Origin of the sequence: Chondromyces apiculatus DSM 436 (assembly GCF_000601485.1) — a bacterium.
Classification (GTDB): domain Bacteria; phylum Myxococcota_A; class Polyangia; order Polyangiales; family Polyangiaceae; genus Chondromyces; species Chondromyces apiculatus.
The window spans coordinates 85,372-105,559 of record NZ_ASRX01000013.1 but is presented as its reverse complement, the minus strand read 5'-3'; the positions used below and the strand labels follow the sequence as shown (position 1 = coordinate 105,559).

Genomic DNA, 20,188 nt, shown 5'->3' with positions numbered 1-20,188 from the left:
GGAGGTCCGGCGCGGCCGCGACGCTACCCGAGAACGCATGCCGTCGCAAAGCGCCCTCGCCCCGAGAGTGCTTCCATGACGCTCAGGTGGCGGCAGCGGCCTCCGGCGGTCGTCCTTGCATCATCCGCACGGAGCGCAGCACCAGCGCTCCGGCGCCCCAGAGCCCCGCTGCGAGCGCGAGCAGGGTCCCGATCCAGGGAATGAACGACACGAGCTGCAGCACGAGGAGCCCCAGCGCCGCTGCCGCATAGGGGTGGTCCACTGGCCGCGGCGCGCCGCGCCACCCGACGATGAGCACCCCGACGCCCACGCCTGCGACCAGGTATCCCAGGAACCAGAGCACGGGCAGCGCGAAGAGCAGCAGCGCCACTCCGATCGGGATGCCCACCACCGAGAACAGCGCCAGCGTCCCCAGCGCCGGGAGCCCGATCCACAGCGCGAGCGCTGCCACGCCAGCGCCGCCCGGTCGCGCCGACAGCATGCTCGCCGCGGAGGCGAGCTGCCGCCCTCCCACCGCAGCGAACAGGAGCCCGCAGGCCACCACGAACGCGCTCACGCTGAGCCAGAAGAACCACCCCACGCCCCACCCCCAGACGGGGCCGCTGCTCTTCGTGACCTGCCCGGAGATCGCTGCCCCAGGGACGAGCGTCAGCTCCGACTGCACCAGCGTCACGTTGCCCACGCGCGCCCCCGGGCCGAGGTCGAGGCGACCGCCCACGATGGTCACATTTCCCGTCACCTCTCCGGTGACCGAGGCATCGCCCCCGATCACCAGGAGATCGTCGGACACCACCCCGTCCACGCGCGCGTCACAGCCGAGTGTGATCACCTGGCCGACGCGCTTGCCCGCATCCACCTCGGCCGTGGCGCCCATGCGAAAGAGCAGATCGGACCCATCCGCCCGCGCGTCTGGCGTCGGGGCTGCTTCGCTCCTCGCAGAAGGCCCCTTCGCGCCTGCTTCCGGCGTCGCTGCCTCCGTGGGTGCCACGGGCACGGCCGTCGTGTCCGTCGTCGCTGGCGGCTGGGCACCTGCCGGGAATGGGAGACACAGGGAGGTGAGCAAGGCGAGCAGGGCGAGCGCATTCCAGCGGACCATCTCTGGCCCTCTTGCATGCCCCGTGCGCTGCCCTGGCCCTCGGCCATCGCGCTCATCCCCGCCTTCTCGATCATGCTCCTGCAGGCGCCCGGCCCCCGGCTGACCACCCTGTCGGCCCCGCGCCGCGTGGTACGGTCACCCGCATGCAGATCTTCGACACGCTGGCCTCCACGGGCCACGAACAGGTCCTCTTCTGCCAGGATCCCGGCGCGGGCTACCGGGCCATCCTCGCCATCCACAGCACGGTGCTGGGCCCGGCGATCGGCGGCACGCGCGTGCTGCGTTACGCGGACGAGGCGCAGGCCCTCGACGACGCGCTCCGCCTCTCGGCGGGGATGACCTACAAGAACGCGCTGGCGGGCATGCCTGCCGGCGGAGGCAAGGCGGTGATCCTCCTCGGCGATGCCCCTCCCGATCGGGAAGCGCTCTTCCGGGCGCACGGCAGGTTCATCGAGCGCCTGGGCGGGACCTTCATCACCGGCGAGGACGTGGGGACGAGCCCCGCCGACATGGAGTTCATCCGCCGCGAGACGCGCCACGTCAAAGGCCTCCCCGACGGCATGGGCGATCCCTCCCCGTGGACGGCGCGAGGTGTCTTCCAGGCGATGCGCGCCGCTGCGCACTGGCGCTGGGGCAGCGCGGATCTCGCGGGCAAGCGGGTCGCCCTGCAGGGGTGTGGTCACGTCGGCGCGCCCCTGGCACGTGCGCTCTCCGAGGCGGGCGCCCGGCTCGTCGTCGCGGATGTCGATGCAGCGCGCGCCGAGGTGGTGGCGCGCGAGACCGGCGCCGAGGTGACCACGCCCGCGTCGATCGCGCGCGTGAGCGCCGACATCTTCGCCCCGTGCGCCCTCGGGGCCGTGCTCGACGACGCGAGCATCCCCGACCTCCAGGTCGAGGTGGTGGTCGGCGCCGCCAACAACCAGCTCCGCGCACCCCGGCACGCCGACGCGCTCGCGGCGCGCGGCATCCTGTACATCCCCGATTACATGGCCAATGCGGGCGGGGTGCTGAGCGGCGGCGTCGACCTCTTCGACTGGCCACGCTCCGAGATGCAGCGCCGGGTCGACGGCATCCACGACACGGTGCTGGCCATCCTGGAGTCTGCGGTGTCGGAGGGGATCCTGCCGAGCGTGGCCGCAGACCGCATCGCCGAGCGGAGGATCGAGGAGGGGCGGCAGCGTCGCTCTGCGCCCCCCGCCGGAGCCCTCAACGCGCCGAGCGGCGGCGCCGGCTGAAGAGCGCCAGCAGGCCCAGCGCGGCTGCGGCTGCGGCCGCGGTGCTGCCCTGACCCTGACCCTGACCCATGGAGCAGCCCTTGCTATCGTCGGGATACGGGTTGAAGGAGTTGTCGTCGCCGCCGGCTCCGCCCACGCCCGCGCCGGTGCCGCTCGTCATTCCACCTCCGACGCCGGTCCCCGTGGCGCTGCTGGTGGCGCCTCCTGCGCCGCCGGCGCCGGCGGGCGTCAGGATGAGATCCGCGCACTCGTAGTAGGTCTCCTGCCCCGCTGCCGCGTCGTCCATCCACTGGATGAGCTGCAGCGTGCAGTTGTCGCAAGGCATGTCGGGCAGCGTCACGTTCATCTGGTACTCGGGCGCTCCAGCCTGATCCTGAATGCCGTCCGCGAGGCAATACACCCCCGGCGTCACCTCATCGCCCGTGGAGCAGAAGGTCGCTGCGCTCGCAGGGGGGAACTGGAACCCGTCCTGCGCGAACAGGATGCGGTAGTGCCCATTGTGATCGATGGTCTCGTCCCATTTCACGGTGATGTTCGAGCCGGCCACGTATTCCGTGACCAGCGTGGCGCTCCGCGCGTCGTTGGCCACGCCGCACGGCCCTGTTTTCTGGGAGTCGTTGCCCGTGTGCCGGGGCGGCGGATCGAGGAGATCGATGTGCGCCCGAGACGCGGTGGCTGCCGAGAAGACGGCAGCGAAAGCAAGGGATCCAGTCAGCAGCCTGCGCATGAGACCTCTCCAGCGCGCCAATCAGCGCACGGGGACAAGCTACATGCCCGGAGCTTCCGCTGTCTTCATCGTTCTCACCCGAGCGAATAGTCCCGCATGCCTGCAGGGGCGCACGGCCGAGGTGCGTCGTGAGGCATTGGCCCGGCGCCACCTCGGCCCCGAGCGAGCCCCGAGCGAGCCCTGAGCGAGCCTGGAATTTCCCTCCACCCTCCGAGGTGAGGGTCCCCGCGAGCCCCTGCCGAAGGCCTCAGGGCGCGAGCCTCGCCACGAAGCCGTCGACGCCGCTGGTGCTGACGAGCTGTTTGCCGAGATCCATCGTCCCTGAAAAGTAACCCGACACCACGGCGGCACCGGACCCAGCCACCGCGAGCCCGGTACCCACCTGCTCCGCAGCGTCGCCCGCGTGGAGGCTCCAGAGGTGCTGCCCATCCCCGTCGAGCTTGAGGACGAACAGGTCCATGTTCCCCGCGCTGGCGCGTGAGCCCCCGCCGAAGTCCACCGTGCCTTGCATTCCGCCCGTCACCAGCACCGCGCCCGAGGCGTCCACGGCCGTCTTGAAGGCGTGCTGTTCCAGGCCGTCGCCATAACGACGCCCCCAGAGAGGCGTCCCCGCGCCGTCGATCTTGAGCACGTAGACGTCGGGCCCTCCGGCGCTCGTCAGCACGTCGACGCCGAGATCCATCTGTCCCCACAGCGAACCCGCGGCGAGCACGTTGCCCGCGAGATCGAAGGACACGCGTGGTGCCCACTGACTGTCGCCGTCTCCGAGCCGCTTTCCCCAGAGGTACTCTCCGGAGGGGCCGAGGCTCGCGAGGAGCGCGTCATCATCAGTGTCGTCGCCCGGCAGCTCGCCTCCACCGAGATCCAGCGTGCCCGGCGAGTCCATCCCGAGCGCCACCCGGCCCCCGGCGGTCGCGGCCACGCTCCAGCCGAAGTCGGCCCCCGTGCTCCCGTAGGCGTGCGACCAGACCACCTCGCACTGCGCGTCGAAGCGGGCGATGAACGTGTCCCGATCGCCCGCGTTCCCGTAGGTGGTGCCGCCGAGCTCGATGGTCCCGAAGTACATCCCGACGACCACCGCCCCGTTGCCCACCGCGGCCACGTCGATGCCGAACTGGTCGCCGTCGGCGTCCCCGTGCTCCCGCGCGCACAGCGGCGCGCCCGACGCATCGAGGCGCGCCACGAACATGTTCGTGGTCTCCGGGCTGCTCAGGACCTCGCTCCCGAAAGCGAGCTCGCCCTTGTACTCCCCGGTGATGAACACCCCCTCTGCGGCGTCCACGGCCACCCCGTAGATCCGCTGGTCCCCCGGGCCTCCGAGGCGTGCAGTCCAGAGCAGGCCTCCTGTTGGTCCGAGCTTGAGCACGTAGGCATCGCGCTCTCCCAGCGAGGTCATGAGCAACTCCCCGTCACCCCGCAGCTCGCCGCGGAACGTGCCGGCCACGAACACGTTTCCTGCACTGTCGACGGCCACCGCCGGTGCCGGGGTATCCACGTCGTCGTCCGTCAGCGCCATGGCCCAGAGGGGCTCGCCGGAGGACGGCCCCGCGCCGGCACCACCCTGCCCCTGGCCACCCGGGCCTGTGTTGCCGGCGCCAGTCCCCGACCCCGGATCGCCCGCACCGGAGCCCCCTTGACCTGTGCCTCCCTGACTCGCTGCGTCGAGCCGCGGATCGTAAGCGCTCCAGTCGTGGCTGCACGCAGCGCCAAGCACCGCGCCGAGCAGCGCCACGGAGCGGCGCGCGGAGGAGGGGTTCGATCTCATCGGAGGCCCGCCATGGTATCAGGCTCCATGACGGTGAAGCACCACGTGGTGGACGGGCGAAGCCGGACCACCACGATCCTGGCGCTGGGTCTCCCGGTGATCGGGGGCATGATCTCGCAGAATCTGCTGAACCTGGTCGACACCGCCTTCGTCGGCACCCTCGGCAACGCGGCGCTCGCGGCCGTGGGGGTCGGCGGCTTCGTCTTCTTCGTGACCACCGCCTTCATCACCGGCCTCTCCGCCGGGGTGCAGGCCATGGCTGCGCGCCGTCACGGCGAGGGCCGCGTCACCGACACGGCCGTCCCGCTGAACGGAGGGCTCCTCCTCGCGATCGCGCTGGCGCTCCCCCTCACCTCCATCGCCTGGCTCGCCGCGCCAGCCCTGTTCCGGCTGCTCAACCCCGACCCTGAGGTCGTGGCGCTCGGTGTACCGTTCCTGCGCGTGCGCCTCCTCGGCGCCGTGTTCGTGGGGTGCAACTTCGCCTACCGCGGCTACTGGAACGGCATCAACCGGCCTGGCAACTACTTGCAGACGCTGGTGATCATGCACGCGGTGAACATCGTCCTCTGCTGGCTGCTCGTCTTCGGCAACCTGGGCGCGCCGCGCCTCGGCACCCTGGGCGCCGGCATCGCGACCTCTGCCGCGACCGGCGTGGGCACCCTCTACTACACCACCCAGGCGATCCGGCTCGCGCGCCCCTGGGGCTTCCTCCGCGAGGTGCCCGATCCCACGGCCCTGCGGACCATGCTGCGCATCTCCATCCCGGCCGGACTCCAGCAGCTCCTCTACGCCGCGGGCCTCACCACCCTGTTCGCCATCCTCGGCCGCGTGGGCACGGCCGAGGCGGCAGCCGCCAGCGTGCTCACCAACGTGATGCTGGTGGCGATCCTCCCCGGCATCGCCCTCGGCATCGTCGCCGCATCGCTGGTGGGCCAGGCCCTCGGCCGCAAGGATCGCGAGGACGCCTACCGCTGGGGGTGGGACGTGGTGAAGGTGGCCATGGTCGCCATGTCCTCGCTGGGCCTGCCAATGCTGCTCTTCCCCGAGCAGGTGCTCTCGATCTTCATCCACGATCCGGCGACGCTCGCGCTGGCGCGCCCCTCGCTGATGGTCTTCGGCGCCGCCATTGCCGCCGACGCGGTGGGCATGATCCTGATGAACGCCCTGCTCGGCGCGGGGGCGAGCCAGGCCGTCATGCTGGTGAGCGTTGGCATGCAGTGGCTGGTGTTCCTGCCAGCGGCCTGGTTGATCGGGCCCATGCTCGGGTACGGCCTGCTCGGCATCTGGATCGCGCAGTCGTGCTACCGCGCCATCCAGGCCCTGATCTTCGCCGTCCTGTGGCGGCGCCGCGCCTGGGCTGCCCTCGAGGTGTGACCCGCGCTTCTGGGTGGTGCCGAGCCATGGCAGGTGGGCCGGAGCGCGCGCGTCGTTCAGGAGTTTGAAGCAGCTTCCGGCGCCTTCCTGTAGACATGGCTCCCATGGACGAGGAGCTGCGCCTGCTGGAGGAGATCCACGACCGCTACCGCGCTGCAGGTCTCGACGCTGCCGCGGCCGTGAAGACGCCATCGCCCGAGGAGATCTTTTACCTGGCGCTCCTGGCGTTCGCCGATGACCGCGCCCCGGAGGCTGCAGCCTTCGCAGCGCGGGCCGCCCAGGCTGTGCCGGAGGATCGCCTGTTCCAGGCAGCGGCCACCTACCTCGCGCGGGTGGTCCGTGAGGGGAAGCGCCAGGTCTACGTGTCGGCCGAGGGGTTCGCTGCCTTCATCCGCGGCGGAGGCAACGTGCAGCTCTACGAGAGGACCAGCGCCGCGCTCTCGGGCCAGTACCCCGACGCTCCCTTCGATCTGCTCGACATCGGCGTGGGTGACGGGATGGCGCTCCTGCCGGCCCTGACGCGCGCGGTGCGCCACGTGACGCTGCTGGAGCCGGCGACGCCGATGCTTGAGCGCTGCGCCGCGTTGCTCGCGGCTCAGAACCTCCCCTTCGCCACCTTCGCCGGGAGCGCGCAGGCGTTCCTCGCGGCGCCCGAGATGGCCTCACGGCGCTGGGAGGTGGCGCAGGCGACGTACAGCCTGCACGCCATCCCGCCTGCCGACAGACCGGCGCTCCTCCGCTGGCTGCGCGACCATGTCGGCACCTTGCTCGTGGCCGAGTTCGACGCGCCCGACATGCACGACGCGCTCGAACCGCGCATGGTGCGCCACGTCCTCGGCCGCTACCGCGTGGGCCTCGGCGAGTACGAAGGCGCCGAGGGCGAGGTCGTCGTGCAGGGCTTCCTCATGCCGGTGATGTTCGGTTACGTGGACAGGGGAGTCACCCGGGCGACCTACGAGCAGCCGATCTCCGACTGGGCATCGCTCCTCGAAGATGCCGGGTTCAGCCACGTCGAGCGCCATGCGCTGTACCCGTACTGGTGGGCACCGGCCGTCCTCCTCGTGGCCCGCTGACCGGGCGTGCGTGGTGCGACGGGAAGCGCCGCGTGCCTGGGGGCTCCCGCGTCAGCCCTGCCCGCCGCCCGCTGACCGCGCCTTCAGCGCCTCCTGGTAGAGCCGCTCTGCCTCGGCCGCCCCTGCAGGATCGCCGATGGCGCGCAGCGCGAACCGGAGCACGTCGAAGGGCCCCTCGTGGAGCGCGCTCACGTGACGGAACCCGATCCGCTTCACCTTGTGGCCCTCCCCCATGAACAGCCCCATCGGGAGCGCGAGCCGCGCCCAGTACACCGCCTGCTCGGCCCGCCCTGCCTTCCACGACGCGAACGCCGCGAGCCACGGAAGCTCGGCGATCCCCGCGTGGAGCGTGAGCCCCGCCGCGCAGGAGTCCACGGCGTCGGTGTAGCGGCCCAGGGTGATCATACACTCGGCGGCCCTGTAGCAGGCCCACGCAGACTCCTCGTTCCAGCCGCGCAGCGCCGCGCACGCCTTGTAGGCCTTGATCGCCTCCTCGTAGCGCTTCAGGTTCTGGAGCGCGTCGCCGAGGTAGTAGAACCACCGCGGATCCTTGGGGTTCGCCTTGGTGTGCCGCCGCAGCACCTCCGCGTCGCGCTCGAACTTCTTCCGGTAGCCCTCCGGGGACTTGGGCAGCTCCGTGAAGCGCATCCGGGAGAGGGTGCGGCACCCGACCTTGTACGACGGGAAGGACTCGTGCGTGGGCCCCGAGAAGCGAACCTTGACGGGCAGGCGGAAGAACCGCTCCTTCGCATAGGTCCCCGCCGCATCCAGGACCATCAGCACCCCCTCGGTGGCGCCCTCGATCTCCGCGCGGACGTCCTCGCCGCGCAGCTCCATGCGCTCGTCGGTGTCGAGGGTGAGCGCCCAGTCCCCCTGGATCTCGTGGGCCGCGTCGAGGGCGAAGTTCCGCGCCGCCGAGAAGTCGTTGATCCAGCGGAACGTGCGCACGACGAGCTTGTCGCCGGCGATCTCGCGGGCGATCTCCAGGCTGCGATCGGTGACGCCCGTGTCGATGACGAGGCAAGCGTCGACCCAGTCGACGACGCTGCGGAGCGCATCGCCGAGGATGTCGGCGTTGCTCCCGGTGAGGGTGGTGGAGACGAGCTTCATGGAGGTGCGTGGGGAGGAGCCGGGTCGGGAGCGCCGTGCGTGTTGGTTGTCGTTGGTTGTCGGAGGAGGGGGGCTGGTCAGTTGGCGGAAGGGGAGGGCAGACGGCAGCAAAGTCTGGTGGGGCCCTCGGTCACCACGGAACCTTGCCCCTGGCCACCCGTACAAGTGGCCTGACCCGTCACTGTCCCGAGGCTGCTGCGGAGGGAGAACGAGTCGTTGGCGAGGGCATCCGTCACGTTCTGGCACTGAGTCGTCAGGGTGGTCTGCGCGCCCTCGGGCACGCACTCATTCCTGGAGTTGGCCGTGACGCTGCCTCCGGTGCAGCCCACCGCGCTCGTGTTGCAGCCACACGCCGAGCAGCTCCGCTGGTCCGTACCGCCTGCGAAGAGCTGCACGTCGAGCTGCGTCCAGCCGGGGTCGCAGCCATCCGTGCCCTCCTTCACGAGGCAGCTCAAGCCCTCCAGTCCGGGGACACCCGTGGGCGGACGGGGCTGGCAAACCTGACCCGCATCGCAGCCTCCACCCTGGCGCGTGTCGCTCTGGCAGACACGGACCGCGCGGCCCCACGGAGCAGGATCCTGCAGGGTGCTCGCACCCGTGACCGTGCACGTGCCAGCCTGACGCACCGTGCTGGGGCCAGTGATCCGGCAAGATCCGGTGCTCGGGACGGCTCCCTGGAATTGCAGGCATCTGTCCGTGTCCGTGGCATCGACCTGTTGCGTGCCGCCCGAACAGTTCTGCGAGCCCCAGTGGCAGGTGAACTGGGGCGCGAAGCAGGAAGCCGAGTTGGGATCCAGGACGCACGAGCACGCGCTGCACGACGCTGCGCTCGGATCGGCGAAGAAGTCCGCGCCGGTCGTGCCACTGGGGCACTCGGGGAGGTTGTCGATCTCCGCAAAGTTGACGAGGCCGGCGAACGCGTTGGCGGTCCACCCGGTCGGGGGTGTCGGCGCGCACTCGTAGTCCGCAGGGGCGCAGTCTTCGAGGTCGGCGCAGTCTATGAGCCCATCACCGTCATCGTCGAGGCCGTCGAGGCAGTTGGCTTCATGCTGGCCGGGAGTGCTGCCTCCGCCTCCTCCCGTGGTGGTCGGCGCACTGCCTGTGCCCGTGGTGGACGCACCGCCTGTGCCCGGCGCTGCGCCCTGGCCTCCGCTCGTGACCTCGTAGTCATCGAGCCCGCTGAGCACGGCGCAGCTCCCGGCGGTCAGCACCATCAGCAGCAAGGCTCCGGCATGACGCACATCCGTTCGGGAAGCTCGGCTCTTGCGCATGGTCATGTTCCTTCAGGGCACCTGCTGGTGACAGCACAGCTTCGTGGGACCTTCAGGCTCTACCGTGCCGCTACCGAGGCCTCCATCACACGAGGGCGGCTGGGGGGTGGCTGCGGTACCGCGGACGGAGAACTGGTTGTTGTCGATGTAGCTCGACTGATCGGAGCAGAACTGGATAATGGGCAGAACCCCAAACACCACGTTGCAGTCGTCGCTGTCGTAGGCGAAGGCGAAGCCGCCGGTGCAGGTCACCTCTCCACAGACGCAGGGTGAGCAAGCGCGGCTGTCCGCGCCATCGGCGTAGAGCTGGATCTCGGCATCGGTCCAGCCGGAGGGGCAAGCGCCCGTTCCTTCCTGGGTGATGCACACCCTCGCGTCGACGTCCGCGTTCCCGGTGGCGGCGCGGGGCACGCACACCTGGCCGTCGGTGCAGCCGCCGCCTCCCGGGCTCGTGCAGAGCCGCGCCGCTTCGGCAAAGGGAGCCTGCGTTTGCAGCTCACCCGCTCCGGGCGCGGGGGCGCAGGTCCCGGGGTTCGTCACCACACCCGGCCCGGTTCTCTGGCAGGAGCCGCCAGGCATCGGGTAGTTGACGCCCCTGCAGGTGTTGTCGACGAGGTCGTTGAACACCTCGAACGAGGTTCCGCCACAGGAGGTGTTGCCCCACCAGCAGGTCACCTGCGGCGGCGAGCACCGGGCCTGGTCGTCGTCCCAGTCACAGGCGCATGTGCTGCAGTCGGGAGCCGTCGCCGGAGTGGCGTGGTGGTCCTCGGCGGTCGTGCCCGGAGGACACTCCGGCAGTGATCCGGCATCTCCGGTGGGCACCACCGCGGCGCGCACGTTGCCGGTCCAGCCCTCGGGCGCTGCGGGAACGCACTCGTAGGCGGCGGGCGCGCAGTCCTCTTCGTCCTCGCAGTCGGTCAGGCGGTCGCCGTCATTGTCGATCCCGTCGAGGCAGTCCTCGGCGGTCCCGGATGTGCCGCCGCCGCCACCGCCAGCCGCGCCAGTGCCGCCTTCCCCTGCGCTCCCGCTGGAGGCCGTGGTCTCGCTGGCCGTGCCCTCCACGTCGAGCACGCACGACGCGGGCGCGAGCCCCACCAGGGCGATCCCGCAGAGCGCAAGGAGGCAGGCTCTCACCTGCATGCCGAGTCGGTCCTGACGTCCCCTCATGGACCGCAGGGTAGGACGTTGGTGCGGGAGCTACCAGGCCCAGGGCGCGCTCGGCATGCGCAGTCTCTTCATCAATTTGAAGGGGGAGAGGGCGTACGGCAGCAAAGCTTGGTGGGGCCCTCGGTCGCCACGGAGCCCTGGCCTTGGCCACCCGTGCAGGTGGCCTGTCCCGTCACTGTCCCGAGCCTGCTTTGGAGAGAGAACGTGTTGTTGTCGAGGGCAACCGTCACGTTCTGGCACTGAGTCGTCAGGGTGGTCTGCGTGCCCTCGGGCACGCAATTATCCCTGGAGTTGGCCGTGATGCTGCCTCCGGTGCAGCCCACCGCGCTCGTGTTGCAGCCACACGCCGAGCAGCTCCGCTGATCCGTACCGCCTGCGAAGAGCTGCACGTCGAGCTGAGCCCAGCCGGGGTCGCACCCATCCGTGCCCTCCTTCACGAGGCAGCTCAAGCCCTCCAGTCCGGGGACACCCGTGGGCGGACGGGGCTGGCAGACCAGACCCGCATCGCAGCCTCCACCCTGGTGCGTGTCGCTCTGGCAGACACGGACCGCGCGGCCCCACGGAGCAGGATTCTGCAGGGTGCTCGCACCCGAGGTGACCGTGCACGTGCCAGCCTGACGCACCGCACTGGGAGCCGTGATCCGGCACGAGCCTGAGTTGGGGACGGTTCCCTGGAATTGCAGGCATCTGTCCGTGTCCGTGGCGTCGACCTGTTGCGTGCCTCCCGAGCAGTTCTGCGAGTACCAGTTGCAGGTGAACTGGGGCGCGAAGCAGGAAGCCGAGTTGGGATCCAGGACGCACGAGCACGCGCTGCACGAGGCCGCGCTCGGATCGGCGAAGAAGTCCGCGCCGGTCGTGCCACTGGGGCACTCGGGGAGGTTGTCGATCTCCGCAAAGTTGACGAGGCCGGCGAACGCGTTGGCGGTCCACCCGGTCGGGGGTGTCGGCGCACACTCGTAGTCCGCCGGTGCGCAGTCGTCGATGTCCGCGCAATCGATGAGCCCATCGCCGTCGTTGTCCTGGCCGTCGAGACAGTCCTCCTGCGGAGGCGGCTGGCCGCCGCCCTCGCCTCCTCCCGTGGTGGTCGGCGAGCCGCCGCCGCTGCCCGGACCTCCTCCTCCCGGGCCATTGCCGCCGGTGCCTGCTGCGGGGTCCGGGGCTGTCCCCTCCACATCGAGCACGCAGGACACAGGCAGCACGGCGCACGAGACGAGCCCAAGGAAGGCGAGCATCCACGTCGTGCTGCGTCGGAGCCCAGGGTGAGAGTGGCCAATCATGCACCCGATGGTAAGGCGAGCGCGCCGGGAATGGAATCGGCCGGGGGCGGGAGGCGGGAAGAAGGACCACGGAATACGGCGTGACCTGAGTGGCGTTCGAGTGACGTCGCATGACTCCGGTCACGCTCAAGGAGGCTTTTTCCCATGGCTGATCAGCCCCAAGCACGGCCCGCAGAGGCGGAGCCCAGGCCTGCTGCGCAAGGCAGCAAACACCCCGAGGATGCGCATCAGCGCTCTCCTACGGTATCCACGGAACCGTGCGCTCCTCGTGCACGCCGCACGCTCTCTGGAAACTTGCGCCGCAGATGGCTCCTCGTTGCTGCCCTGCTCACCGCGCCCTTCGGTCTCGTCTGCGGTGGCGTCAGCCCCTCGCTGCCGGACGGTGCGCACCTCTCGGAGGCCCCGGTGGAGCTGCTCGTACGCAGCGTGACCGCACCTGCCGGCGAGGTGGTCTTCCCGCCTCCACCAGGTGCCCGCGCGCCGCGGGGCTCCCTCGCGTCGGTGCTCGGGGATGTCCTCGCGGATCCTCAGCGCAAGCAGCCTCCAGGCGTGTCCGAGCCGTCGCTCGATACGCACGGTGCCTTCGCGATCGTCGGCAGGAGCTTCCAGATCTCCTTCGATCAGAGCATGGAACTTCCACCGCTCGCCGCCGCGGCTCCCGCATCGCAGGAGCGCCGCGCCGCGCCCTCCACGCTCCGGCTCACCCCCGAGGTGCCCGGCGTGGCCCGCTGGATCAACCACTACACCCTGGAGTTCACGGCCGCCGCGCAGTTCGAGGCTGGCCGGACCTACGAGGTCGCGCTCGGCGCCCTGAAGAGTGCCTCCGGGGAAGCGCTGCCCGCCTGGAGCGCCAAGCTCACCGCCACACCCAGCGTCACCATCGCCGGCAAGGTCCTCGGCTACGTGCCCACCCCGGCCGTTCACCGCATCATCGCGGTACATCCCTCCGACGAGTCCACGCTCGCGCGCACGCCCACCCTGAGCGTGCTCTACGATCAGCCCATCTCCCTCACGGTGGCCCGGGGGCAGGTCTCGCTCACCGACGCGGATGACCGCTCCATCCCGCTCGTGCTCGACCACCCGCGCAGCGGCACGTTCCAGGGCATCTCCGTCGATCCGCGCCTCGTGGTGCTCGTCCGACCTGCAACCCCCCTCGTTCCAGGGCAGGATGTCGTTTTCCGGGCGAGCGGCGCGGCGAGCGGTGCGGGTGGAGCGCCGGGCCGGGGGGCAGTTGCCTACGAGGACAGCGAGGTCGTCTCCCGGCGCCTCCATGTCGCCAGGTCCCTCGCGCTCGAGGAGGTGAAGTGCGCCCCCTACTACGACGATGACGTGAAGTGCGCGGAGGAGAACGGGCAGATCTGGTTCGCCGATCGTGGCCTCTACCTCCGCTTCAACCACGGCATCGACATGGCCTCCAGCGCCCTCGCGCACCACGTCTCCGTGACGCCGCCCGTACGCAACCTCGCCGTGCGCAACGAGCCGTGGGACAACCGCGTGTCCATCTCCGGGGGCTTCGAGTCCTCGAAGAGCTACCAGGTGAACGTCTCCGGCCTCCTCGACGAGTACGGTGGACGCCTCGCCGAGCCCCTCCGGCTCACCGTGCGCAAGCGCCCCCAGGAGGCCAGCGTCACCATGCCGGAGGGCCTGCTCGTCCTGGACCCCGCCACCTCGAAGAGCTTCCCTCTCACCAGCCGGAACGTGGAGGAGGCCGAGTTCCTCGCCTGGGCCGTCCCTCCGGGCGACGCCGCTGCCTTCGACACGGCCCTCTCCCGCGCGCGGACCCACGCGATCCCCGCGGAGGCGCCCTCGATCCGCGTGCCGGTGCCCGTGAAAGCGCTCCGCAGCGATGCGCTGGTCACCACGGGTGTCGACCTCGGCAAGCTCCTCCCCGGCGGAGGGAGCTACCTCGCCACCGTGCGCCCCGTGAAGCTCGTGTCGGGCGCCAGGGCCGTGGCCTTCCCGCAGGACAGCGAGGCCTCCAGGCCCAGCGTCGCCCTCGTGCGCCCCGCGCGCGAGACCTCGCTCGCTGCGCATGTGCGCACGCTCGCTGGCGCCACCGTCGTGCACGTCACCCGCCTCGCGCGCGGTGAGCCGGTGGCAGGCGCCTCGGTGACGTTCGAGGGGCACGACGCGCAGCCCGCGAAGACGGACCCCCAGGGCGTCGCCCTGCTCGGCGCCTCACCGGGCGGCAAGCTCCGGGTGGAGATGGCCGGCGAGACCTTGTTCCTCCCGCTCGACGAGGGCGGGATCGACGCGAAGCAGCTCTTTCCGGAGCTGGCCGGTGGAGTGCGCAGCGCGGGGGACGAGGAGGACGAGTCGGAGGAGCCGGCAGACGTCGCGCCCTCCGTGGAGCGGGCCATGATCTTCACCGATCGCGGTATCTATCGGCCCGGATCGGCGGCGTTCATCAAGGCCGCCGTGCGCCGCCCCGAGGGAGATCGGCTGGTGCCCGTGGCCGGCGCCCCCGTCGAGGTGCGCGTTGTCGGTCCCACGGGCGAAGAGGTGCGCCGCGAGGCCCACACCACCGGGGATCTGGGCAGCGTCGCCGCGCGGTTCGACATCCCCGCGGACGGCAAGGTGGGCCGCCACCAGGTCCTGCTCACCTCGCAGGACAAGGTGATCGCCTCGACCATCGTGCAGGTGGCCGAGTTCGAGCCGCCCCGCTTCGCCGTCGACGTCGACGCCACGGAGACCCCCGGGGGCATGCGCGCGAAGGTGCGCGGGCGCTACCTCTTCGGCGCGGCCATGGATGGCGGCGACGTGAGCTGGACCTTGCGCCGCGAGCCCGCGTCGTTCCCCGACGGACCGCTCACGCAGGCAGGGCTGAGCTTCCGGCGCCCGCGCGCGTGGTGGGAGGACCGCGACGCGGGCGCCGCGGGCGCTCTCTGGAGCCGCGCCGGTAACGGCACCCTCGGCCCCGATGGCACCCTCGCCGTGGAGCAGGCCCTTGCCATGGACGGCACGGTCGGACCGCAGGCCTTCGTGCTGGAGGCCGACGTGACCGACAGCTCGAACCGCCACATCGCCGGCCGTGCCCGCATGGTGAAGCACCCGGTGTCGCGCTACGCCGGGCTCCGCGTCCCCACCTCGTGGGTCGGCGTGGGCGCGTCCGTGCCCGTGGAGCTCGGCGCGATCGACACCCAGGGACAGCCGGTGATCGGCGCCAAGGTCACCGCGCGCCTCACCCGGCTCTCGTGGTCGTACAGCCAGCAGCGCGGGCCCGGAGGCGCCTTGCGGTGGACCTGGTCGCCGCGCCGGACCGACGTCGGGCGGTGCGAGGTGAAGAGCGCCGCCACGGCGGTCCGCTGCGACCTCGACGTGCAGGGATACGGCGACCACGAGATCACCGCCGAGATCGACGGTCGCCCCGGGGGTACCGCCTCCCTCTGGGCCTGGCGGCATGGCTCCAGCGAGCAGGTGAGCTTCCCCGATCGTGGCCGCGCCGTGCAGCTCACCGCGGACAAGCCCCGCTACGCCGCCGGTGACACCGCGAAGATCCTGGTCCGCAGCCCCTACAAGGCAGCGACGGCCCTCCTCACCGTGGAGCAAGGCCGCCTCCTCGAGCACCGCAGCGTGCGCGTCGAGGGCAGCTCCGCGGTCTTCGAGGTCCCCATCACCGCCGCCCACGCCCCCCACGTGCACGTCGCGGTGACCCTGCTCCCCATCGGAGAGTCAGGCGCCACCGCCCTGGACTACAAGGTCGGCGCCGTCCGCGTCCCGGTCTCCCTTGCCGGTGCGCGCCTCGATCTCACTGCCCGCGCAGACCGGCGCACCTACGAGCCTGGCGAAGAGGTGGCCATCGACCTCTCCCTCAAGGACGGCCAGGCTCCCGTCGAGGGTGCCGAGATCGCGCTCGCCGTCGTCGACGAGGGCATCCTCCGCCTCACCGACTTCCACCAGCCCGACCCGGTGGTGACCCTGCGCCCCGGCCAGCCGCTCCGCTTCCGGCTGCGTGACAGCCGCGAGGGCCTCGCCGAGCTGCTCGAACGCAGCCACATCGCGGGCGACGGCAGCGGCTCCGAGCGCGCCACCATCGACCAGGCCCGCAAGGACTTCGTCGAGACCGCCCTCTGGCGGCCCGACCTCCGCACCGACGCCGCCGGCAAGGCCAGCGTCCGCTTCAAGCTCCCCGACAACCTCACCCAGTTCCGGATCATGGCCCTCGCCCTCGATCGCGCCGGCAAGGGAGCCGTGGCGGAGAGCGACTTCACCGTGCGCAAGCCGCTGATGATCGTCCCCGTCCTCCCCCGGTTCGCCACCCGCGGAGACAGGTTCGAGCTTGCCGCCATGGTCCACAACAACACGGACGCGCCCGTCGCCGGCACGGTCCGCCTCGGTGACCGCACCACCGCAGTCGCGGTCCCGGCGGGAGGCCACAGCAAGGTCGCCTTCCCGTTCCAGGCCACCCAGGCCGGCGAGCAGGCCCTCTCCTTCGCCATCGCCGATGGCTCCGGCAAGGTCCGCGACGCCGTCGACCTCAAGCTGCGCGTCGACGAGCCCGGCCTCGAAGAGCGCCCCCACCTCGAAGGCGCCTTCGTGGCCACCCAGGCCGTTTCCCTCGCCGTCCCCGCGAGCGTCGACACCCGCGGCGGCTCCCTCCGGCTGCGCGTGGGCCAGAACCTCTGGCCCGAGCTGGGCGCGCGCCTGGAGTTCCTCCTCGGCTACCCGCACGGCTGCGTGGAGCAGACCACGTCGAGCACCCTGCCCCTCATCGCCGCGCGCACCATCCTCCCGCGCATCGGCATCTCCCGCCTGAGCGATCAGGACATCGCGGTGCGCATCCGCGCCGGCCTCGATCGCCTCGCCACCATGCGCACCGCCTCCGGCGGCCTCGGGTACTGGCCTGGCGACGACGAGCCCAACGTCTACGGCACCGCCTACGCCATGCGCGCCGTCGTCCTCGCCAAGGCCTCCGGCGTCACCCCGCCCCCCGGCCTCCTCGACGGCATGAAGCGCTACCTCACCGACCGGCTCCTCGACGGCAGCGTCGGCCCCGAGGTCCGCGCCGCCATCGCCCAGAGCCTGGCCGAGCTGCACGAGCTGCCCCCGAGCGCCGCCGACGCCCTCTACGACACCCGCGACAAGCAGAGCGTCTTCGGCAAGGCGAGCCTCGCCCTCGCCCTCGCGAGCCTGCCCGGTCAGGACGATCGCGTCGCCACCCTCGTCGACGCGGTGCTCGCGGGCTTCGACGCCGAAGGCAAGCTCACCTCGCCGCCGAAGTCGGACGACTTCTACTACTACGGCTCTCCCACCCGCAGCCGCGCCCAGGCCGCCATGGCCCTGACCCGCCTGCGCCGGAGCGCCCCCGTCCTCCCCGGCCTGCTCTCCAGCCTGGTCCGCGAGACCGAGGCCTACACGACGCAGGCCACCTCCTACGCCCTCCTCGCCGTCGCCAGCCAGCTCGCCGCCGCCGCGGGGGAGGGGACCCCGGTCCGCGCCTTCGTCGACGGCGAACCCCTCGCGGTGTCCCGCGACCTGGGCTTCGGCAGCAAGGAGCTGACCATCCCCCTCGACAAGCTGCGCGGCAAGCGCGCCACCCTGCGCCTGGAGGCCGACGGTCAGGGCGCCGTCGCCTACCAGCTCGAAGCCGCGTGGCGCCGCGCCTTCGACAGCGAGGAGGCCGGCCAGCTCGCAGCCACGCGCGCCCAGCGCGGCCCCAGCGTGCACCGCATCTACACCGACCCCAGCGGCCGCCCCCTCGACCTCGCCGCCGTGCGCCCCGGTGACGTGGTGCGCGTCGCCCTCCTCATCGGCCTGCCCACCGGCGTCCCCCGCGAGCGCCTCGGCTACCTCGCCATCACCGATCGCCTTCCCGGGGGCTTCGAACCCATCCAGCCCGACCTCAACACCGTCGCGTCCGCGCCGGACCTCGATGGCAATCATCCGCTGGCCGGCGTGCTGCGCTACGGCAGCGACGCGAGCCACGTCGAGCTGCGTGACGACCGGGTGCACCTCTACTTCAACGAGGTCTCGGGCGAGCGCGTGGCCGCGACCTACCTGGCGCGCGCCACGACCGCCGGAGAGTTCGTGGTGCCGCCAGCGTCGGCAGAGCTGATGTACGAGGGGGATTCGACCGGGTACTCGGAGGCGGAGCGGGTGGTGATCCGCTGACGTCCTGCAGGATGCGCCAAGCCTCTGCGGCGCTCAGGGCTGCAGAGGCTCCGCGCTGAGGCTCGCGTCGTACGCAGGTCTTGACCCGCTCCATCCTCGACCTCTCACCCCTGTCCCAGCCTTCCCGCCTCATGCGAGCATGCCTCGGCCATGTCCTCGCCGCCCACCCCTCCCTCCTCCTCGTCTGCCTCCCCGCCCTCCCTCTCCACCGACGGCGACCTCGACGAGCTTGCCTGGGCCCGCGACTTCATCGCGCGCGTCGTCGCTGCTTGCCCTGCGCGCGCCTCCACCAGCGATGACGAGGCCCGCGCCCACACCCTCGTCGAGGCCGAGATGAAGGCCCTCGGCCTCGCCACCGAGCGCCAGACCTTCTCCTGGAACCAGAGCCTCTACGAGAGCCTCGCCCTCCACTTCGGCCTCGGCACCCTCGGCTCGCTCTTCACCGCGCGTGCCCCCCGCCTCGCCTTCGCCCTCCACGCGGGCACCGCGGCCTCGTACCTCGCCGACTCCACCCGCAAGGCCTTCGTCCTGCGCCGCCTCCTCGGCTTTCGCCCCTCCCAGAACGTCCTCGGCACGCTCCCCGCCACCACGTCTGCCGGCCCCGCCTCCTCCGGCCCCGCCTCCTCCGGCCCCGCCTCCTCCAGCACCCCCACCGCGCCCCGCCTCCGCATCGTCTTCCTCGCGCATGTCGACGCCGCCTACACCGGCCTCATCTTCCACCCCGAGGTCGCCTCCCGCGCCGCCGGCTCCAGGGGCCCCCTCGCCAAGCCCCTTCGCCTCGCCACCCTCGCCCTCGCCGGCCTCGCGGCCCTCGACCTCCTCCCGCCCGGCGTCGGCTCTCCCCGCCTTCGCACCGCGGCCCGCGTGGCCCTGACCATCCCCCCGCTCCTCTCCGCGGCGTTCAACCTCGACGTCTCCCTCCGCCGCCAGGTCGTCCCTGGCGCCATGGACGACCTCTCCGGCGTGGCCGCGCTCCTCCTGCTCGCGCGCCGCCTCCGCGCCCACAAGCCCGACGACGTGGAGCTGGTCTTCGTGGCCACCGGCTGCGAGGAGGCGGGCCTCGGCGGCGCCCAGGCCCTCTGCGACGCCATGAAGGAGCGCTGGGACCCGGCGCACACCGTGGTGATCGGCGTCGACAGCCCCGCGAACGGCACCCTCCGCTACTACCTCGAAGGCGAGATCGTCCCCGTCCCCCTCGCGCCGTGGCTCCGCGACGCCCTGGAGCGGGTCTCAGGCTCGGAGCCTCGCTTCGCGGAGGTGAAGCCGTTTGCCATCCCCGTGGGAGGCACCGACGCCATCCCCTTCGCCGTCGCCGGCTATCCGGCCGTCTCTCTCGGCTGCGTGGACGACCGCACCGGCACCCCCCGCCATTACCACCTGCCCACCGACACCCCCGAGAACCTGGAGCCCGAGGCCATCACCCTCTGCCTCGCCTACGTCGAGCGCCTCGTCGCGGAGATCGGCGCCCACGTCCGCGCCTCGACCTGAGCGGAGCCTCAGGCCCGCCCCCGACCCTCCCGCCCCCTCAGCCTCACGGCGCCCGCGGCGAGCAGCTCGTCCTGCGGCGCGCAGGCATGCTCGCGCAGCACGGCCGCCGCGAGCTTCACGTCGTGCTCGTCCTCGCTCTCCGCGCCGCCAGCGGCGATCGCGGCGGGCGAGGTGTCGAGCTTGCCGAGATCCACGTCGGGCGCGAAGGTGGTCCTGAGTGCGGAGCCTGCGGTCGCCGGGTCTGCGTGCGTCGCGTGCAGCGCTGCCACCACCTGGAAGACGGCGCCGAGCGCCGCGCGCTTCGCCTCCTCGTCCAGCACCTCGCTCACGAGCCGCAGCGCGCTCGTGGCGGTGACGGCGTGCAGGAAAACGAAGCACCCCGCGCAGATCCCCCGCGCCCACCGCGCGCTCGTACCGGGCGATGCCTTCCTTCGCCTCCTCCGTGAGTGGCCGCAGCTTCGGGAGATAGGCCTCCACGAAGGGCTCCACCCGAT

13 protein-coding genes are annotated in these 20,188 nt (G+C 71.6%); 5 read left to right on the top strand and 8 right to left on the bottom strand.

The window, feature by feature from the left end; translation table 11 throughout:
- Nucleotides 1-82: 82 nt before the first annotated feature.
- On the bottom strand, nucleotides 83-1,096 hold the full coding sequence (locus CAP_RS09380) for a bactofilin family protein (protein ID WP_044238767.1): 1,014 nt from the start codon (nucleotides 1,094-1,096) through the stop codon (nucleotides 83-85).
- Nucleotides 1,097-1,239: 143 nt separating this feature from the next.
- Between CAP_RS09380 and CAP_RS09375 the strand changes: the two genes are divergently transcribed.
- Nucleotides 1,240-2,331 (top strand): Glu/Leu/Phe/Val dehydrogenase dimerization domain-containing protein, encoded by a 1,092-nt coding sequence (locus CAP_RS09375; protein ID WP_044238764.1) that lies wholly within the window; start codon nucleotides 1,240-1,242, stop codon nucleotides 2,329-2,331.
- On the opposite strand, the gene CAP_RS09370 is transcribed toward CAP_RS09375, so the two are convergent.
- Together CAP_RS09370 and CAP_RS09365 are read right to left on the bottom strand one after the other, a co-directional pair.
- The gene (locus tag CAP_RS09370) at nucleotides 2,303-3,058 is read right to left on the bottom strand and encodes an SCE4755 family polysaccharide monooxygenase-like protein (RefSeq protein WP_044238761.1); all 756 of its coding nucleotides are present in this window, start codon (nucleotides 3,056-3,058) and stop codon (nucleotides 2,303-2,305) included. The two genes, CAP_RS09375 and CAP_RS09370, sit on opposite strands and share 29 nt — an antisense overlap.
- Before the next feature lie 247 nt (nucleotides 3,059-3,305).
- On the bottom strand, nucleotides 3,306-4,823 hold the full coding sequence (locus CAP_RS09365; protein WP_044238758.1) for a hypothetical protein: 1,518 nt from the start codon (nucleotides 4,821-4,823) through the stop codon (nucleotides 3,306-3,308).
- Between the two features lie 27 nt (nucleotides 4,824-4,850).
- Between CAP_RS09365 and CAP_RS09360 the strand changes: the two genes are divergently transcribed.
- Together CAP_RS09360 and CAP_RS09355 are read left to right on the top strand one after the other, a co-directional pair.
- On the top strand, nucleotides 4,851-6,197 hold the full coding sequence (locus tag CAP_RS09360) for an MATE family efflux transporter (RefSeq protein ID WP_044238755.1): 1,347 nt from the start codon (nucleotides 4,851-4,853) through the stop codon (nucleotides 6,195-6,197).
- Nucleotides 6,198-6,301: 104 nt separating this feature from the next.
- Complete coding sequence (locus CAP_RS09355; protein WP_044238981.1) at nucleotides 6,302-7,270, top strand: class I SAM-dependent methyltransferase; 969 nt, start codon at nucleotides 6,302-6,304, stop codon at nucleotides 7,268-7,270.
- A gap of 51 nt (nucleotides 7,271-7,321) precedes the next feature.
- Here CAP_RS09355 and CAP_RS09350 read toward each other — a convergent pair whose 3' ends face one another.
- The 4 genes from CAP_RS09350 to CAP_RS09335 form a co-directional block, all read right to left on the bottom strand.
- Complete coding sequence (locus tag CAP_RS09350) at nucleotides 7,322-8,380, bottom strand: glycosyltransferase (RefSeq protein ID WP_044238752.1); 1,059 nt, start codon at nucleotides 8,378-8,380, stop codon at nucleotides 7,322-7,324.
- 77 nt (nucleotides 8,381-8,457) lie between these two features.
- Complete coding sequence (locus tag CAP_RS09345) at nucleotides 8,458-9,651, bottom strand: hypothetical protein (protein ID WP_156040639.1); 1,194 nt, start codon at nucleotides 9,649-9,651, stop codon at nucleotides 8,458-8,460.
- 12 nt (nucleotides 9,652-9,663) lie between these two features.
- Nucleotides 9,664-10,818 (bottom strand): hypothetical protein, encoded by a 1,155-nt coding sequence (locus tag CAP_RS09340; protein ID WP_231511248.1) that lies wholly within the window; start codon nucleotides 10,816-10,818, stop codon nucleotides 9,664-9,666.
- A 71-nt stretch (nucleotides 10,819-10,889) separates the two neighbouring features.
- On the bottom strand, nucleotides 10,890-12,050 hold the full coding sequence (locus tag CAP_RS09335) for a hypothetical protein (RefSeq protein ID WP_044238743.1): 1,161 nt from the start codon (nucleotides 12,048-12,050) through the stop codon (nucleotides 10,890-10,892).
- A gap of 339 nt (nucleotides 12,051-12,389) precedes the next feature.
- On the opposite strand from CAP_RS09335, the gene CAP_RS09330 reads away from it, so the two are divergent.
- Nucleotides 12,390-18,206 carry an alpha-2-macroglobulin family protein gene (locus CAP_RS09330; RefSeq protein WP_044238740.1) on the top strand — a complete coding sequence of 1,939 codons (5,817 nt, stop codon included), beginning with the start codon at nucleotides 12,390-12,392 and terminating at the stop codon, nucleotides 18,204-18,206.
- A gap of 150 nt (nucleotides 18,207-18,356) precedes the next feature.
- Nucleotides 18,357-19,694 carry a M20/M25/M40 family metallo-hydrolase gene (locus tag CAP_RS54910; protein ID WP_044238738.1) on the top strand — a complete coding sequence of 446 codons (1,338 nt, stop codon included), beginning with the start codon at nucleotides 18,357-18,359 and terminating at the stop codon, nucleotides 19,692-19,694.
- A gap of 8 nt (nucleotides 19,695-19,702) precedes the next feature.
- Here CAP_RS54910 and CAP_RS09320 read toward each other — a convergent pair whose 3' ends face one another.
- On the bottom strand, nucleotides 19,703-20,023 hold the full coding sequence (locus CAP_RS09320; protein WP_044238735.1) for a hypothetical protein: 321 nt from the start codon (nucleotides 20,021-20,023) through the stop codon (nucleotides 19,703-19,705).
- Between the last annotated feature and the right edge of the window lie 165 nt (nucleotides 20,024-20,188).

Coding starts and splice junctions, on each gene's coding strand:
- CAP_RS09380 (WP_044238767.1), bottom strand. CDS start 1,096: ATGGTCCGCTGGAATGCGCTCGCCCTGCTCGCCTTGCTCACCTCCCTG.
- CAP_RS09375 (WP_044238764.1), top strand. CDS start 1,240: ATGCAGATCTTCGACACGCTGGCCTCCACGGGCCACGAACAGGTCCTC.
- CAP_RS09370 (WP_044238761.1), bottom strand. CDS start 3,058: ATGCGCAGGCTGCTGACTGGATCCCTTGCTTTCGCTGCCGTCTTCTCG.
- CAP_RS09365 (WP_044238758.1), bottom strand. CDS start 4,823: ATGAGATCGAACCCCTCCTCCGCGCGCCGCTCCGTGGCGCTGCTCGGC.
- CAP_RS09360 (WP_044238755.1), top strand. CDS start 4,851: ATGACGGTGAAGCACCACGTGGTGGACGGGCGAAGCCGGACCACCACG.
- CAP_RS09355 (WP_044238981.1), top strand. CDS start 6,302: ATGGACGAGGAGCTGCGCCTGCTGGAGGAGATCCACGACCGCTACCGC.
- CAP_RS09350 (WP_044238752.1), bottom strand. CDS start 8,380: ATGAAGCTCGTCTCCACCACCCTCACCGGGAGCAACGCCGACATCCTC.
- CAP_RS09345 (WP_156040639.1), bottom strand. CDS start 9,651: ATGCGCAAGAGCCGAGCTTCCCGAACGGATGTGCGTCATGCCGGAGCC.
- CAP_RS09340 (WP_231511248.1), bottom strand. CDS start 10,818: ATGAGGGGACGTCAGGACCGACTCGGCATGCAGGTGAGAGCCTGCCTC.
- CAP_RS09335 (WP_044238743.1), bottom strand. CDS start 12,050: ATGCTCGCCTTCCTTGGGCTCGTCTCGTGCGCCGTGCTGCCTGTGTCC.
- CAP_RS54910 (WP_044238738.1), top strand. CDS start 18,357: ATGTCCTCGCCGCCCACCCCTCCCTCCTCCTCGTCTGCCTCCCCGCCC.